15 protein-coding genes are annotated in these 14,750 nt (G+C 66.6%); 3 read left to right on the forward strand and 12 right to left on the reverse strand.

The genetic code is table 11. From position 1 onward, the window contains the following. The first annotated feature begins 2 nt into the window (after positions 1 to 2). A complete protein-coding gene (locus AABM41_00870) occupies positions 3 to 611 on the forward strand; it encodes a TMEM175 family protein (protein ID MEK6190857.1) in 609 nt (202 codons plus the stop codon). On the opposite strand, the gene AABM41_00875 is transcribed toward AABM41_00870, so the two are convergent. The 11 genes from AABM41_00875 to AABM41_00925 form a co-directional block, all read right to left on the reverse strand. Continuing rightward, positions 608 to 1,366 carry a dioxygenase gene (locus tag AABM41_00875; protein ID MEK6190858.1) on the reverse strand — a complete coding sequence of 253 codons (759 nt, stop codon included), beginning with the start codon at positions 1,364 to 1,366 and terminating at the stop codon, positions 608 to 610. The two genes, AABM41_00870 and AABM41_00875, sit on opposite strands and share 4 nt — an antisense overlap. Beyond that, positions 1,363 to 2,313, reverse strand: a complete 951-nt coding sequence (locus AABM41_00880; GenBank protein ID MEK6190859.1) for a MoxR family ATPase — start codon at positions 2,311 to 2,313, stop codon at positions 1,363 to 1,365. Before AABM41_00880 ends, AABM41_00875 begins: the two co-directional genes overlap by 4 nt. After that, positions 2,310 to 3,269: a branched-chain amino acid ABC transporter permease gene (locus AABM41_00885; protein MEK6190860.1), complete on the reverse strand. Its 960-nt coding sequence runs from the start codon at positions 3,267 to 3,269 to the stop codon at positions 2,310 to 2,312. The genes AABM41_00880 and AABM41_00885 overlap by 4 nt, the downstream gene beginning before the upstream one ends. A gap of 59 nt (positions 3,270 to 3,328) precedes the next feature. Beyond that, positions 3,329 to 4,204: a branched-chain amino acid ABC transporter permease gene (locus AABM41_00890; GenBank protein MEK6190861.1), complete on the reverse strand. Its 876-nt coding sequence runs from the start codon at positions 4,202 to 4,204 to the stop codon at positions 3,329 to 3,331. 2 nt (positions 4,205 to 4,206) lie between these two features. Beyond that, complete coding sequence (locus AABM41_00895; protein ID MEK6190862.1) at positions 4,207 to 4,905, reverse strand: ABC transporter ATP-binding protein; 699 nt, start codon at positions 4,903 to 4,905, stop codon at positions 4,207 to 4,209. Continuing rightward, positions 4,902 to 5,636, reverse strand: a complete 735-nt coding sequence (locus AABM41_00900; GenBank protein MEK6190863.1) for an ABC transporter ATP-binding protein — start codon at positions 5,634 to 5,636, stop codon at positions 4,902 to 4,904. Before AABM41_00900 ends, AABM41_00895 begins: the two co-directional genes overlap by 4 nt. A 35-nt stretch (positions 5,637 to 5,671) precedes the next feature. Then, complete coding sequence (locus AABM41_00905; GenBank protein MEK6190864.1) at positions 5,672 to 7,039, reverse strand: ABC transporter substrate-binding protein; 1,368 nt, start codon at positions 7,037 to 7,039, stop codon at positions 5,672 to 5,674. A 91-nt stretch (positions 7,040 to 7,130) separates the two neighbouring features. Beyond that, positions 7,131 to 8,222: a maleylacetate reductase gene (locus AABM41_00910; protein MEK6190865.1), complete on the reverse strand. Its 1,092-nt coding sequence runs from the start codon at positions 8,220 to 8,222 to the stop codon at positions 7,131 to 7,133. A gap of 21 nt (positions 8,223 to 8,243) precedes the next feature. After that, complete coding sequence (locus AABM41_00915) at positions 8,244 to 9,743, reverse strand: aldehyde dehydrogenase family protein (GenBank protein MEK6190866.1); 1,500 nt, start codon at positions 9,741 to 9,743, stop codon at positions 8,244 to 8,246. Positions 9,744 to 9,765: 22 nt separating this feature from the next. After that, complete coding sequence (locus tag AABM41_00920; protein ID MEK6190867.1) at positions 9,766 to 10,752, reverse strand: hydroxyquinol 1,2-dioxygenase; 987 nt, start codon at positions 10,750 to 10,752, stop codon at positions 9,766 to 9,768. Between the two features lie 43 nt (positions 10,753 to 10,795). Beyond that, positions 10,796 to 11,308, reverse strand: coding sequence for a hydroxyquinol 1,2-dioxygenase (locus AABM41_00925; GenBank protein MEK6190868.1), 513 nt, complete (start codon positions 11,306 to 11,308; stop codon positions 10,796 to 10,798). A 148-nt stretch (positions 11,309 to 11,456) separates the two neighbouring features. Here AABM41_00925 and AABM41_00930 point away from each other — a divergent pair, with 148 nt between their 5' ends. Continuing rightward, a complete protein-coding gene (locus AABM41_00930) occupies positions 11,457 to 12,272 on the forward strand; it encodes an IclR family transcriptional regulator C-terminal domain-containing protein (GenBank protein ID MEK6190869.1) in 816 nt (271 codons plus the stop codon). Here the strand turns inward: AABM41_00930 and AABM41_00935 are convergent. Beyond that, positions 12,247 to 13,194 carry an LLM class flavin-dependent oxidoreductase gene (locus tag AABM41_00935; protein ID MEK6190870.1) on the reverse strand — a complete coding sequence of 316 codons (948 nt, stop codon included), beginning with the start codon at positions 13,192 to 13,194 and terminating at the stop codon, positions 12,247 to 12,249. The genes AABM41_00930 and AABM41_00935 overlap by 26 nt on opposite strands. Positions 13,195 to 13,246: 52 nt before the next feature. Between AABM41_00935 and AABM41_00940 the strand changes: the two genes are divergently transcribed. Next, the gene (locus AABM41_00940; protein ID MEK6190871.1) at positions 13,247 to 14,704 is read left to right on the forward strand and encodes a VWA domain-containing protein; all 1,458 of its coding nucleotides are present in this window, start codon (positions 13,247 to 13,249) and stop codon (positions 14,702 to 14,704) included. Positions 14,705 to 14,750: the final 46 nt, after the last annotated feature.

Genomic DNA, 14,750 nt, shown 5'->3' on the forward strand with positions numbered 1-14,750 from the left:
GGGTGACCGAGACCGGTCGCCTGGAAACTTTTTCGGACGGGGTCTTTGCCATCGCGATCACCTTGCTGGTGCTGGGCATCGGGGTGCCCGAACCTGACAAGCCGCTGGTGGCTGCGCTGGTCGATCAATGGCCGGCCTTCATGGCGTACGTCGTGAGCTTCCTGACCATCGGCATCATGTGGATCAACCACCACCAGCTGTTCACCCTCATCGGTCGGTCGAATACGACGTTTGCGCTCATCCACGTCGTGTTCTTGATGTTCATCGCCTTCCTGCCCTACTCCACCGACGTGATGGCCGAGCGGCTGGGGAGCGGCGTGGACGAGGTGGCGGCCATGGTCCTGTACGGCGGCACCACCGTCGCCATCGCGGTCATGTACAACGTCATCTGGCTCTACGCTTCCGGCAAAGGCGGGCACCTGCTGCGCTCGGGCATCGACAATGAGATCCGGGAGGCTGGGGCTCGCGGCTACCAGTACGGCCCCCTCGTCTACCTGGGGATCACCCTGCTGGCGCTCGTCAACCCGCTCGTCAGCCTGATCGGCTTCGCGGTCTATGCCATCTATTGGGCCCTGCCGATCAGCGGCCCGCAGAGCCGACCCGAGGGCTAGGCTGGCTGCCCGGCTGGCAGCAGCGCGACGTCGAAGATCAGCTGACCGTGGGCTAACGGCACGACCAGCTCTTGCTTGACGCCGCTGATGGTGTCGTCGTCGAGGTAGGGCCCACCCGCGATGTATGCCTGGGTGACCAGCGACCGATAGCCATCGGCCGAGACCTGCAGGTGAATGTGGGCCGGGCGCCACGGATGCCGCTCGAGCGCGGCCAGCAGTCGACCGACGGGCCCATTGTCCTTGACCGTGTAGTGGCTGGGGCGGATCGTTTCGACCCAGTACCGTCCGTCGCCGTCGACGCGCTGTCGGCCGCGCAGGTTCCACGGCGGCAGTTGCCCGTCCTCGTTCGAGTACAGACCTTCGCCATTCGCCTGCCAGATGTCGACAATGGCTCCGGCGGCCGGCTGCCCGGTATTGGCGTCCGAGACACGACCCCCGAGGGTGATCCGGGCTGAGTCATCGGTCGGATCGACGATGGACCCCGGATTCTCGATCCACGGCGCGCCGGGCCGGTAGAAGGGACCCAGGACGTTGCTTGGCGTTCCACTCGCCGACGCGTGGGTCTGGTCGTCGACGATGCGGGACACGCCGAGCACATCGGACAGGAGGACGAACTCGTCGGCACGGCCCACCTCAGTCAGGAACGCCACCACGGCCATGAGCTCATCGTTGGTCAGATCCTGCTCACGAGCCGCCCGATGGAGGGCCTCGAGCAGTGCCGGCATCACGGTGGAGAGGCGATCCTTCGTGGTCATCGCGGTCGGCCTTCGGGGTGCCGGAAGGCATCGATTGGCTCAGCGCCGCCATCCGCGTCGGGCAGCGCCTGGCCGAGCAGGTCGGCCCGCGCCTTGGCGATATCGGCCTCGTACTTGAGTAGGACGTGAAGCGTTTCGGTCGCGTCGCCCGGTCCCACGCCGTCCAGTCCCAGCAGCACCAGCGTGCGGGCCCAGTCGATCGACTCCGAGATCGAGGGCGCTTTCTTCAGGTCGAGGCTCCGGATCCGATGCACGATTCGGGCCACCTGGCTCGCGAGATCCTCGGACAGCCCGCTGACCCGCGCCAGGAGGATGTCCCGCTCGCGTTCGGGAGACGGATACCCCAGGTGCAGGAACAGGCACCGGCGTTTGAGCGCCTCCGACAGGTCGCGGGTGTCGTTCGAGGTGAGGAAGACCATGGGCCGCGTCGCGGCCACAATGGTGCCCAGCTCGGGGATGGTGACCTGAAAGTCGGCCAGCACCTCGAGCATGAGTGCCTCCGCCTCGACCTCCACGCGGTCAATCTCATCGATGAGCAACACGACTGGCTTTGAGGCCCGGATAGCGCTCAGGAGGGGTCGCGACAGGAGGAACGACTCGCTGAAGATGTCGTCCTCGAGCTCCGACCAGGCCTCCCGCCGCTCATCGGCCTGGATCCGCAGCAGCTGCTTCTTGTAGTTCCATTCGTACAGCGCCTTCGATTCGTCGATGCCCTCGTAGCACTGGAGCCGGATAAGGGGAGCACCCGTTACGCGGGCGACGGATCGGGCAAGCTCAGTCTTTCCTACGCCCGCCGGACCTTCCAACAGGATGGGCTTTTCGAGGCGGTCGGCGAGGAAGACGGTGAGGCCGATCTGCGGGTCCGCCAAGTAGTCGTCAGAGCGGAGCCGTTCGACGACCTGCTCGGGTGACTCGAACCGGGCCGCGGCCGGCGCGTCGCCGGTCACGAGCGGTCCTCCGCCGGCACCAAGCGGCGCTGAATGCCGAACAGGGAGATCGGCCAGCGGGCGGTGACCAGGCCCCACAGGCCGCGCCGGGCAAACAGAACGACGACGATCATGACCAGTCCCAGAATGATCAAGTACGCACTCCCGAAGTCGGCCAGGGCTTCCTGGAGCCCGAGGACCACGATGGCGCCAATGATGGGGCCCTCGATACGTCCCAGGCCACCGATGACGACGACGAAGATCATCTGGACCGTCCAGTCCACGCTGAACGCGGCCGTCGGCTGGATTCTGAGCAGGTTCATGTAGTACACCGCGGCCGCGACCGCGCAGCCCACCGAGGCGATGACATACACCATTCGCTTGGTGCGGAGGACGTTGACCCCCAGTCCACTGGCCGCGACCTCGCTGTCACGAATCGCCCCCAGTGCCAAACCCAGGCGGGAGCGCATGACCAGGATGACCACGACTACCGCCCCGAAGCCAACTCCCAGGGCCAGCCAGTAGACGAGGTTGAGTCGCTCCTCGGGAGGCATCTGGACAAGAGTCTGGATGGTGACCCCGGTCCCGAGGCCGAGCGTTTCGACCTGCGAGACGACGATGCGGAAGATCTCGGCAATGACCCACGTCCCGACCGCGAAGTAGCCATCCCGAAGGCGGAAGGCGAACAGCGAGGTCAACAACGCAATGAGCACCGCGACAGCCGCGGTGGCGCCGATGGCCGCGATCGGTGGCAGGCCGGCCAGGTCGGTGAAATAGAACAGGCCATATGCACCGATTCCGACGAACGCCTGCTGACCAATGGAGACCAGGCCGGCATAGCCGGCCAGGAGGTTCCACATCTGGGCCATGGCCAGGAGCACGAAGAACTCGATGAGCAGGCGGAGGACGCCATCCGGGCCCCAGAAGGGCAGGACCGCCAGGCCGATGAAAAGGCCGATGCCCACGATCGCGGTCACCCGACTGGCTCGCGTTGCCCAGCGTGTCCGGAATCGATGCGAGCGTGGAGTCGCGGGCGTCACAGTTGCCGCGCTCCGCGTCGCGAGAACAGACCGGTCGGACGGAACAGCAGGACAGCGAGGAACACCAGGTGGCCGGCGAGCACCTGGTAGGCCGGACTGATTTGGCCGCCGACCGTCTGGGCGACGCCCAGGATCACGCCGCCGACCAGGGTGCCCCAGAGGGAGCCAAGGCCGCCGATGATGACCGCCTCGAACGCGAAGATCAGGCGAGCGGGGCCGTCCCCCGGACCAAAGGTGGTGCGGATCCCGAGAAAGACGCCCCCGATGGCTACCGTACCCAACGCGATGGCCATTGCGATCCCGTAGATGTGTCGGCTGTCGATCCCGACGATGCGCGCTGCTTCACCGTCGTCTGAGGTGGCCCGCAGCGCCCGCCCGAGCCTCGTTCGGCTGATCAGAAGTTGCAGCCCGATCAAGATGGCCACGGCGACCACCAATGTCAGGAGTGGCAGCCAGCCAACCGTGATCTGGTCCGTGATGGGCAGGCTCGCGATCTCGATGGGACCGGCGTCAAGTCCCTGCGAATCGGCGCTGAAGATCGTCAGCTGCGCGTTCTGGATGATGACCGAAAGTCCAAAGGTCACCAGCAACGGCGGCAACACGCCGCCGGTCAGGGTGAAGTTCAGCAAGCTGCGCTGAAGGACGTACCCGAGGACCATCATTACCGGCACGACGACGACCAGGCTCTCCAGGGGCCCGATACCGGCGACGCTCACGATTACGACCGACACATAGGCCGCCAGCATGCCCAGGTCCCCATGGGCCAGATTGACGAGGCGCATAACCCCGAAGATGAGGGACAGGCCGGTGGCCAGCAGGGCGTACAGCCCACCGAGCAGGACACCCTGGATGACGGCGTTCGCCCATTCCATGGTCAGAGGCCGAAGTACGCAGCCACGATATCCGAGCGGACGAGTTCGCTCGGCCTGCCCGTCAGTGAGACTCGGCCCTCGAGCAGGCAATAGACCCGATCAGAAGCGACCAGCGCCTGGTTGGTGTTCTGCTCCACCAAGAGGATGGTGGTCCCTGCCGCGCCGATCTGTGGGATGGCCGCGTACAGCTGACTGACCACGATCGGCGCCAGCCCGAGGGATACCTCGTCCATCAGCAAAAGCCTGGGGTTGGCCATCAGCGCTCGCCCGATCGCCAACGCCTGTTGCTCACCGCCGGACAGGACCGCGGCGCTGCGGCGCCCGACCTGTCCCAGCATCGGGAACAAGTCCTTGACCGCCGCCACCGTCCACGGCCCGTCTCGGTTGGCGTGCGATCCGACCTGCAGATTCTCATCCACGCTCAGGCTGGGGAAGATCCGACGGCCCTCGGGCACGAGCGAGATTCCCTCGCGCACGCGCCGGTGAGCAAGGACCTGACCGATTGCCCGACCGTCGTAGGCCAACCGACCATTGCGGAGTGGGTGCAGGCCGGCGATCAGGCGAAGGAGGGTGGACTTTCCTGCGCCGTTGGCGCCGATGATCGCCACCGTCTCGCCTTCATCGACCTCCAGAGACACGTCAAACAGGGCCTGGAAGTCGCCGTAGAACGCGCTGGCATCCTCAAGCTGGAGGAACGTCACCCGAGATCCTCCTGTCCCAGGTATACCGCCCGAACCGCGGGCCGCGAAAGGACCTCGCGCGGCTCACCTTCGGCCAGCTTGCGACCGACATCCATGGCAAGCAGTCGGTCGACGACGGACATGAGTGCTTCGACAATGTGCTCTATCCAAAGAATCGTCAGGCCGTCCGCCTTGAGCGCCAGGATCGTGCCAGTAAGTTCCTGAACTTCCGGCTCGGTCAATCCACCGGCGATCTCGTCCAGGAGCAGGAGCCGGGGCTGGGCGGCAAGGGTGCGGGCCAACTCGAGGCGCTTGCGGTCGAGAAGGGGCAGGGACCCGGCCATATGGTTCGCCTGGCCGAGCAGCTGGGTCTGTTCCAGTGCGTGGACGCTGATCGCGGTGGCATCGGTTCCGTTGTGCTGCTCGGGACTCGCATAGGTCGCCGCCAGCAGCACGTTCTCGAACACGGTCATCCCGGCGAACGGGAGCGGAATCTGGTACGTCCGACCGATGCCGAGCTTGGCGCGGGCATGGGCGGGGAGTCGGGAGATATCGGCGCCATCCAGGAGGATCCGACCCCGGTCAACGGGGATCCCGCCCGTAATGAGGTTCAGAACGCTGGTCTTGCCGGCCCCGTTCGGGCCGACGATGCCCAGTGTTTCACCCGAATCGATGGAGAACGAGAGGTCGTCCGCCACGACCACTCGACCGAAGGCCTTATGAAGCCCCTCGAGTTCGAGCAGCGCGGTCAATCGCCTTTCGCCCTCCCCGCTTCTGGTTTCCGCGGTCAGCTGCCCGGGATCGGCTCCATGGTCGCCGCCGTCGGGATCTCGGGATGGTCCTTGTTGCTCACGATGACGAGGTCGTAGTCAAAGTCGGTGCCTCGGACCCACTGGCCGCCGACGACCGGGGTCTTGGCGACGTTCGTCGCCGCGAACGGGGGTAGACCAGCGCCGTCCCACTCGATATGGCCGACGACCGTGTCGAGCGCTGTTGCCGTGATGGCGTCGCGGATCGCCGCGTTGTCATCGACGCTTGCCGCGCGCGAGAGGACATCGGCAGCGACCTCGAACACCGCGTGGGCGAAGCCGATCGGCTGGGTCCATTGCCTGCCCGTCTCGGCGGTGTAGCCGTCGGCAAGCTCCTTGGCGCTGGCGCCGGTCAGTGACGAGCTGAACGGATGGTTCGGGCTCCACCAGACTTCGGACGAGAGTCCAAGGCCGAGGTCGGGCCCGAGGGCATCGACGGACGCCGGGAACAGGAGCGCCTTGCCGATGGAGGCAGCCTTCGGTATGAACCCCTGCTGCGCGGCCTGTGTCCAGAACGTCGTGAAGTCAGGCGGCAGCGGAACCCCGGTCATGATCTCGACCCCTGCCCCCTTGAAGCCCTCGATCATGTTGCTGTAGTCCTGGGTCAGGTTCTCGTACCGCCCAGGGTCCTCGATCGTATATCCGGCCGGCGTCAGCGTCGCTGGAAAGCCGACGTCCGGACTGCTCCAGGCGTTTCCGTCGCCGTCGTTGGGCATGAAGAAGCCGACGGTCTTGTTGTTGGGGACCTGGTCCCACATGTCCGTGAAGGCGATGATGATGTCCTCGAGCCCCCAGAAGAAGTGATACGTCCACTCGAAGGGCTGCGTGTCGGGCGGAGCGACGCCTGGCTGGCGGCCCAGGAAATAGGGCTGCCATGGCGCAACCGTCGAAATGCACGGCACGGCGTTCGCCTCACACTGGTCGGACACTGGATTCGTCGTTTCGGGGGTCGAGGCCACGAGCATGAGGTCGATCTCCTCGTCGAGGATGAGCTCACCGGCGACTTCCGCGGCGCGGGTCGGGTCGCCCTGGCTGTCCTTGACCAGGATTTCGATTGGGTACGTCGTTCCCCCGTTGACGATCCCCTTCCCGATGGCTTGCTCCACGCCGTTGCGGACGTAGTCATCCGCTTCGGCGAAGGCGGCGAAGGGGCCGGTGGTCGGCGTCACGTAGCCGAGCTTGAGCGTCCGCCCGGTCGGGGCGGCCGACGCACCAGCCGAGCCGCCCGGCGAGGGAGATCCTGAGGCGCTGATCCCACAGGCCGCGAGGAAGGCGCCCAGCGCCGCGCTGGCCCCCCCGTATGCGGTCAGGCGCAGGAAGTCGCGACGACGCATCGAGCGTTTCATCGTGCTCTCGAGCGAGAACAGTCGATCTTCCCGATTACCGCCTTCTTCAGCCATGAGTCTGCTCCTCCTTCTCCCGGCCGGGTTGGCCGGGCTACGCGGTGCTCGACCGCTGGATGACGCGGTCGAATGACGGTCGACGCCCCTCGAAGGCGTCACTCAGCAGGGATCGGACGGACGGCAAGTCCGCCGGCTGGGAGCTTGCGGAAACGGCATCCACGATCAGGCCGGCCGCCTCATCGAGGCGATCCGCCGGCAAGCCGATCGCGGCCAGGGAAGTCGGCGTCCCGAGTGCCACGGCCAGGTCGTATACGGCGCCGGGCACGTCAGGATTGCCCATCGCAGCGGCAATCCGGGCCATCGCCTCCGGCTCGGTGGGGGCGACCAGCGCCAGGGCGTGGGGCAGGATCACGGTATGGGTCTCGGCGTGGGGCAGATCGTAGGCGCCGCCCAAGACGTGACACATCTTGTGGTGAATCCCGGACCCCGCGGCAGCGAAGGCCGCGGCCGCCAGGTACGCCCCGAGCAGCACTTCGCCGCGCGCCTCGAGGTCATCCGGTGAGTTGGTCACGCGCGGCAGGCTCACCGCCAGGACCCGGATCCCCTCCTCGGCCATCAGCGAGGTGACCGGGTTGGCGCCGTCGGCATACAGCGCCTCGGCGCAGTGCGCCAACGCGTTCATCCCCGACGGCCCGGCGATGGCCGGAGGGAGGGAAAGGGTCAGGATCGGGTCGTAGATCACGGTCTTCGGCTGGACCACCGAATCACGACCGGTTCGCTTGCGGGCGCCCTCGGTTAGACCCCAGATCGGCGTCATTTCGGATCCGGCGTATGTGGTCGGGATAGCCAGGATCGGGAGGGGTAGTTCGAGGGCGACCGCCTTGGCCAGACCGGTGGTCGACCCACCGCCGATCGCGAGCATCGAATCGACCGCTGATTCGCGCGCCAGGGTTCGGGCGGCGGTCGCGCGTTCGATCGGAACATGAACTCGAACGTCGTCGATGCGGGCGACAACGCGATCGGCCAGCTGCTCCGTTAGGCGTTCCGCCCATGACTGCGCGGACCGATCCGCAATCAGCAGCACCCGACGGGCACCCAGCCGGTCGAGCTCGTCCGGGACTCGGTCGAAGGCGCCGTTGGCGAAGACGACTCGACCGGGGAGCGCGTCGTAGACGAAGCGTCGCATGGCGGTCTCTATCCGGCGCCCCTATGCCCGCTTGTAGAACGGCGGAATCTGGGCATCCACGTTGACCCACACCGACCGGGACTGGGTGTACTCATGAATGGCGTCGAAGCCCATTTCCCGGCCGTAGCCCGATGGACCGATTCCGCCGAATGGAGACCCCGGATTCACGCGTTTGTACGTGTTGATCCACACCATGCCGGCGCGGAGCTGTCGCGCCACGCGGTGGGCGCGCGACAGGTCGCGCGTCCACAGGCCGCCACCCAGCCCGTACTCCACGCCGTTGGCGATGTCGATCGCCTCTTCCTCGGACCGGAAGGTGGTGACCGTCACGAACGGCCCGAACACTTCCTCGCGGCAGACGCGCGCGTCGGGATCGGCCCGGACCACGGTCGGTTGTACGTAGAAGCCGTTGGCGAGCGTTGGCTCGGTTGGGACCTTCCCCCCGCTGAGGACCTCGCCACCGTCCTCGCGGGCCAGCTCGACGTAGTGCAGGACACGCTCGCGATGGGCGGCGGACGTGAGCGGGCCCATCTCGGTCGCGGGGTCCAGCGGGTTGCCGATCTTGATCGACTCGGATAGCGCGATGAATCGGCCAAGGAAGTCCTCGGCGATCGACTCATGGAGGATCAGCCGCGAGCCTGCGATGCAGGCCTGGCCCTGGTTGTGATAGATCGCGAAGGCTGAGCCGCCGACTGCGGCCTCGAGATCGGCGTCGGCGAAGATTATGTTGGCGCCCTTGCCGCCCAGCTCGAGCTGGACGCGCTTCACGTTCGAGGCCGACAGTTCGACGATCCGTTTCCCAATTGCTGTCGAGCCCGTGAAGGCGATCTTCCGCACATCGGGGTGAGCCGCCAACCGCTCGCCGGCCACCGCGCCCGGCCCGGGCACGATGTTGACGACCCCAGGCGGGAACCCCACCTCGACCATCAGCTCGGCGATCCGCAATGAGCTGAGAGGTGTCAATTCGGCAGGCTTCAGCACAACCGTGTTGCCGGCCGCCAGGGCCGGACCCATCTTCCAGCTGCAGAACATGAGCGGGAAGTTCCAGGGAACGATCATGCCCACCACGCCAACTGGTTCGCGGAGCACGTAGTTCAGAAAGCCAGGCTCCACCGGGATAACGTCGCCCTGGATCTTGTCGGCCATTCCCCCGAAATACCTGAAGGTGGCCGCCGTTCGGATGACGTCCAGGTTCCGGCTGTCGCGGATCGGATGACCCGTGTCCAGGGTTTCGATGGTCGCCAACTCGTCGGCCAGCTCCTCGATCCGGTCGGCTAGCTGGAGGAGCAGCCGGCCACGAGCCGCCGCCCCCGTGCGCGCCCAGGCGGGAAAGGCGTCCACCGCCGATGCAACGGCACGGTCGATATCCGCGGGTCCCGCCCGGGCCACCTCGGCCAGCTTCGACCCGTCGTGCGGATTCAGGCTGATGAAGGTGGCTCCATCGGCTGCGTCGACGAACTCGCCCCCGATGAACAGCCGATCCTGGAGGCGCAGGTCGATGGCGCCCTGGGCGATGGCCATGGCAGCGATCGACCCGGCCTCGCTACAGTTGGACGGCGGTCGAGGGCAGCTGGCCGCTCGAGATCAGTCCAGGCAGCTCGGGGTCGGCGTTCTCCCAGACAAGGAGCATCGAGCGCTTCGGGGCGTAGCCCTGGTGCCGGATGTCGGCCGGCATGGCGGCCACGTCGCCGGGGCGCATGACGACCTTCGCCCGCGCCGCGCCGGTGTCACGGTCCTCGACGTTCCAGTAGATCTCGTCTGAGAGCTGGACGAACCACTCGACCCGGTCATTGCCGTGGATGATGGGCAGGATGTATTCCTCGGTCGTCGGGCAGTAGAGGCTGTCACCGCACACTGAGACGACCGACGGATTCCACGTGACCTGCGAGCGCGAGAGATACGCGAACAGGTTGAACGCGATCACCTCGCCCTCGAACCCCGGCTCCGGGTGGAGCTCCGGCTCACCCTGGGGGACGTCCGCGAACTGGCGGTTGACGGGGTGTCCGTTGTCGTCGTTGCGGAGCGGCTCGTCGCCCGGGACGTTGACCATCCGGCGGGCGGTGACCCGGTGGCGCGTGATCGCCGGCCGGTTGTCGCCCGCCTTGATCCCGAACGCCGTCCCGGTCTCGGTGGGGCTGGCGAACGGATCGAATCCCGTGTTCGTCCAATTGTCGAGCATCTGCTCGAAGGTGGCCTTGATCAGCGGCGTCTCGAAATTCTCGAGGTGGTCCAGCTCGGCCTTGCGGTAGGCGTCGTTGTAGCGCCCGGCGAACAGGTCCACCGTGCCGTAGTGGTTCACCGTGCCGATCACGCCGTCGAAGTTCACGGTTCCGTAGAAGAATTGCCAGGCCACGTCCCGCTGCAAGGCGCGGAGGAAGGCATCCGCGGACATGACATGGCGACCGGTGGGCCACTCGACGTAGACGAAGTACTCGTCGCGGCTGAAGGTGAACTCGCCGAGCTTGAAGGACTGATAGCCGTACAGGTTGTCCTCGCTGGCGTCGACTCGGGCCGGAGCCTCGATGCTCATGTGAGCCTCCTGAACGTAGACGGTCGGGTGAAGACGAAGCCGGTCATGGCACGGTCTGGATGATCTCGGCCCATTTGTAGACCGTGTCCGGGCCATCCTGAGTCTGAAGCAGGATCACGGACGGGGAGTCGGCATGGAACTGGTAGGCCGCCCCGACCGGCAACAACGTCATGTGGCCGCGGCGTCCGACCACGCGTCCCATCGGCGGACCGCCGGGCTCGGCACTCAGTTGGTTCGAGCCACGTGGAGCGGTGGCTACCGGATCGTCGGGCCCGAGCTTCCGAAGCCGGATCTCGACCTCGCCGTCCATGACCAGGGCGAACTCGTCGTGCGGTGCGGTCCTCCAGCCGGATGTCCCCTCCGCGCGGATCGCCTCGAGGACGTACTGACGGTTCTTCCCGACCGCGATCTTCTCGTACGGACGCGATGTGGATGCCACTTCGAAGATGTTGGAGAACGCGTATCGCACCGGGTCGTCGTCGATCAAGTCGATTTCGCCCTTCCGATAGTCGTCGAGCGACCCGAAGACTGTGGTGTACGAGGGCAATCCTGGCATTCGTTCGCCTCCTGGTGCGATCGGTCGAGCACGATTGGGAGGGGCTGACGAGATGATTCAGGCGATACTGGTCTGTGCGAAGGGCCTTGTGTTCGCGTTGTGAACAGTTGTACGCTGGCCGAACCAGTATCCGGCCGGAGCAAAGCCGATGTCAAGGCAAACCAGCACACCGCGGGAGCCCATCAGCCCTCTCGAACCCGTGACGGTGGGGCGCTCCGAGCATGTCCAATCATTGGAACGTGGATTGGCCGTCCTGCGCGCTTTTTCGGCACCCGATGCCTCGCTGACCATCAGCGAAGTCGCCGATCGCACCGGGCTGTCGCGCGCCACCGCCCGGCGTCTGCTCCTTACGCTGCATGACCTCGGCTACCTGACCGCGTCCAAGCGCGCGTTCGCACTCACACCCCAGGTCCTCGAGCTGGCGAAGCCGTTCGTGTCCCACGACCCGTGGGAGTGGGCTCGGCCTTACCTGCAATCACTCACCGACCGGCTCGAGGAGTCGGCGTCCATCGCCGTCCTCGACGGATTCGACATCCTCTACGTGGCACGCACCCCGACGCGGCGACTCATGACGCTGGCCGTCGGCGTGGGGTCGCGCCTGCCGGCCCACGCCACGTCGAAGGGGCGCGTTTTGCTGGCCTTCCTGCCCGAAGCCGAACTGGCAACGTTCTTCCGGCGGGCGGCCATTGCGCGCTACACGGACCGGACGGTCATCGACGAGCAAGAGCTGCGCGGCATCCTGACCGAAATACGGAATCAGAGCTGGGCGATCGTCGACCAGCAGTTGGAGGAAGGGCTCTGCTCGGTGGCGGCGCCGATCATCGACGTCAACGGACGGGTCAGTGCTGCTCTCTCGGTGTGCGCTCACGCGGGGCGGGTCGACCCTGTCACCCTCCGCAACGAATTCCTCCCGCTGGTGCTTGAGACCGCGCGACGCGTCAGCGCCGTTTTGAGCCGCCGCTGATCCCAGGCTGAGGAGGCCGATCCGGGCGCCCACCCCAACCGACCGGTGGCGGCGGTGCTGGTGATCGCAAGGATCCCGGCCGGAGCACGTCGGTCGTTCCGACGGTCATGGCGGTCAGCTGCGCGATGACGTCGTGGACGTCGGGCGCCGCGGGGAGGATGCAGCGCACGTCCGTGACGCCGGCATGGGCGAGGGCGATCACCCGGTCCTGGCACTCCTCGAGCGTCCCGAAAATGCCGACTTCGGCCGGGTGGCCAAGGTGGCTGAAGAGCGGATCGCCATCGGCCCGCGCGCTGGCCTCGGCCCCCGTCCGCCCGATCGAGACGGGCACCAGGACTGCAACCCCCAGGCTGGAGGGATCACGGCCGGCCTCTGATGCCTCGGCCCGAGCCTCATCGGCGGCCGCCTCCAGGTCGGTGAATCGCCATCCGGGCAGCACGAGATCGTCGACGATCTCCAACAGCGCGCCGATCTCGCCAACGTCCATCGCCACCCCCGACAAGCGCGGCCGACGCTCAGGCAGGTGGGTCATCAGTGCCTCGCGGAGGTCCGCCAGGTAGCCCATCGTCGCAGGCCCATAGCTCAGAACGCCCAGCTCGAGAGTGGGCAACCCGGGACCATAGACCGTCGCTGCGGCCGCTGCCAGGACGGTCGGCGGGCGGTTCGCCAGGTCGACCATGGCTCCGATGCCACTCCGGCTCATCCGAGGCGACACGGCGGCAGCGCGCAACCACGCGTCGTCGTCCTCCGGCGGCCTTGGCCCGCCAATGCGGTCCATGAACCAGACGACCTCGATGCCAGCCCGCTCGCACATGGCGGCCAACGCGACGTGCTGCTCCGCCGGACTGCTGACGTGCAGGACCACCCCGAGTCGGGCCAGCCGACCACGGGGCGCGGGAGTTGGGTCGAAGGCAGGATTCATTGGCAATCCGGGGGGTGATGGACGGTGGCTGCGTACCGTACAGTCGGCAGCGATGGCCACGCAATCGGCCGCGTTACGACCTGGCGGCTTTGTGCTGCTGACTCCGTTGCTGCGGTTCGTCGGCCAGCTTCGCGAGGCGGGGATCCCGGTCTCGTCCTCGGAGGTCATCGACGCAACCGTGGCGCTGCGCACCGTTGACCTCATCGACCGTGGCCAGGTCAGGGGCGCTATGGCGGCAACCCTCATCAAGCAAGCAGAGGATCTGCTTACCTTCGATTTGCTGTTCGAGCTTCACTTCGCCGTGCGTCCGTTCACCCGCGACGGCGAGATCGCGGAAACCGGTGCGAACAACCCCGGCCTGCGCCAGATCACGACCAGCCTCGATCGAGTCAGCTTCGACCAGATGGGGACCGAGGGGTCGACCGCCTTGCTGGACGCCATCATGGAGGCCATCCAACGCGGGGATCCGGAGGCCTTGCGCGCGCTCGCCGAGATGACCGTCGCCCGCCTCGGCGGGATCGGCACTCAGCCCGGAGCGTCGGAGCGGTACTTCATGTATCGGATCCTGCGAGCGTTGGAGCTCTCCAAGCTGATGGGTCAGATGATCGCCACCGCCCGGGCCGAGGCCGGACCATCGGGGGTCGATGAGCGCGCCCTCCGGGAGCAACTCGCGGAGCGTATCGAGGCATTCAAGCAGATGTTGGCGGCCCATATCCGGGGAAGCCTGGCAGGCCTCCGTGGCGCCGAGGCATCGGTTCGAGCCATCGAGATGCTGGGCACCGACGAAATCGACTTCCTCGGCGCGTCACCCCGTCAAATGGCGGCGATGCGGGAGGCGATTCGGCCATTGGCTCGGGCGCTGGCAACCAAGATGGCGCGGCGCCGGCGCCGCCGTGACCGCGGTCGCCTCGATGTGCGGAGGACCGTCCGCCGCTCGCTGTCATCGGGCGGGGTTCTCCTCGACCCGGCGTTCAAGCGGCCGAAGGTGGCCCGTCCCGACCTGTACCTGCTGTGTGACGTGTCCGGCTCGGTCGCCGAGTTCGCCTCGTTCACCCTCACCCTGCTCCAGGCCATGACGACCGAGTTCAGCCGGATGCGGTCCTTCGCGTTCGTGGATGGCATCGATGAGGTGACCGACCATCTGAAGGATGTCGCGTCGTTCCTAGAAGTTCGTCACGTCCTGTACCGGGCAGACGTGGTACGCGATGAGGGGCACTCGGACTACGGCGCGGTGTTTGGTCGATTCTGGGAGCGATTCGGAAGCGGCATCGACTCACGCTCGACGGTGATCATCACCGGGGATGCCCGGTCCAACTACCGAGCGCCCCAGATCGAGGCCCTCCGCTCCCTCCACGCACGCGCGCGCAAGGTGTACCTCCTGAATCCTGAACCCGAGAACGAGTGGGACACCAGCGACTCGATCGTGTCGGAGTACGCCCCGCTGCTGGACAGCGTGTTCGAGGTCCGCAACCTCCGCCAGCTGGCCGAGGCGGTATTCCGCATCACATAGGTCGCCTGGAAACGGCTCACGCCGGTTCGCTCTTCGCGCCCTTGTT

It is taken from the genome of Chloroflexota bacterium (assembly GCA_038040195.1).
Lineage (GTDB): Bacteria > Chloroflexota > Limnocylindria > QHBO01 > QHBO01 > DASTEQ01.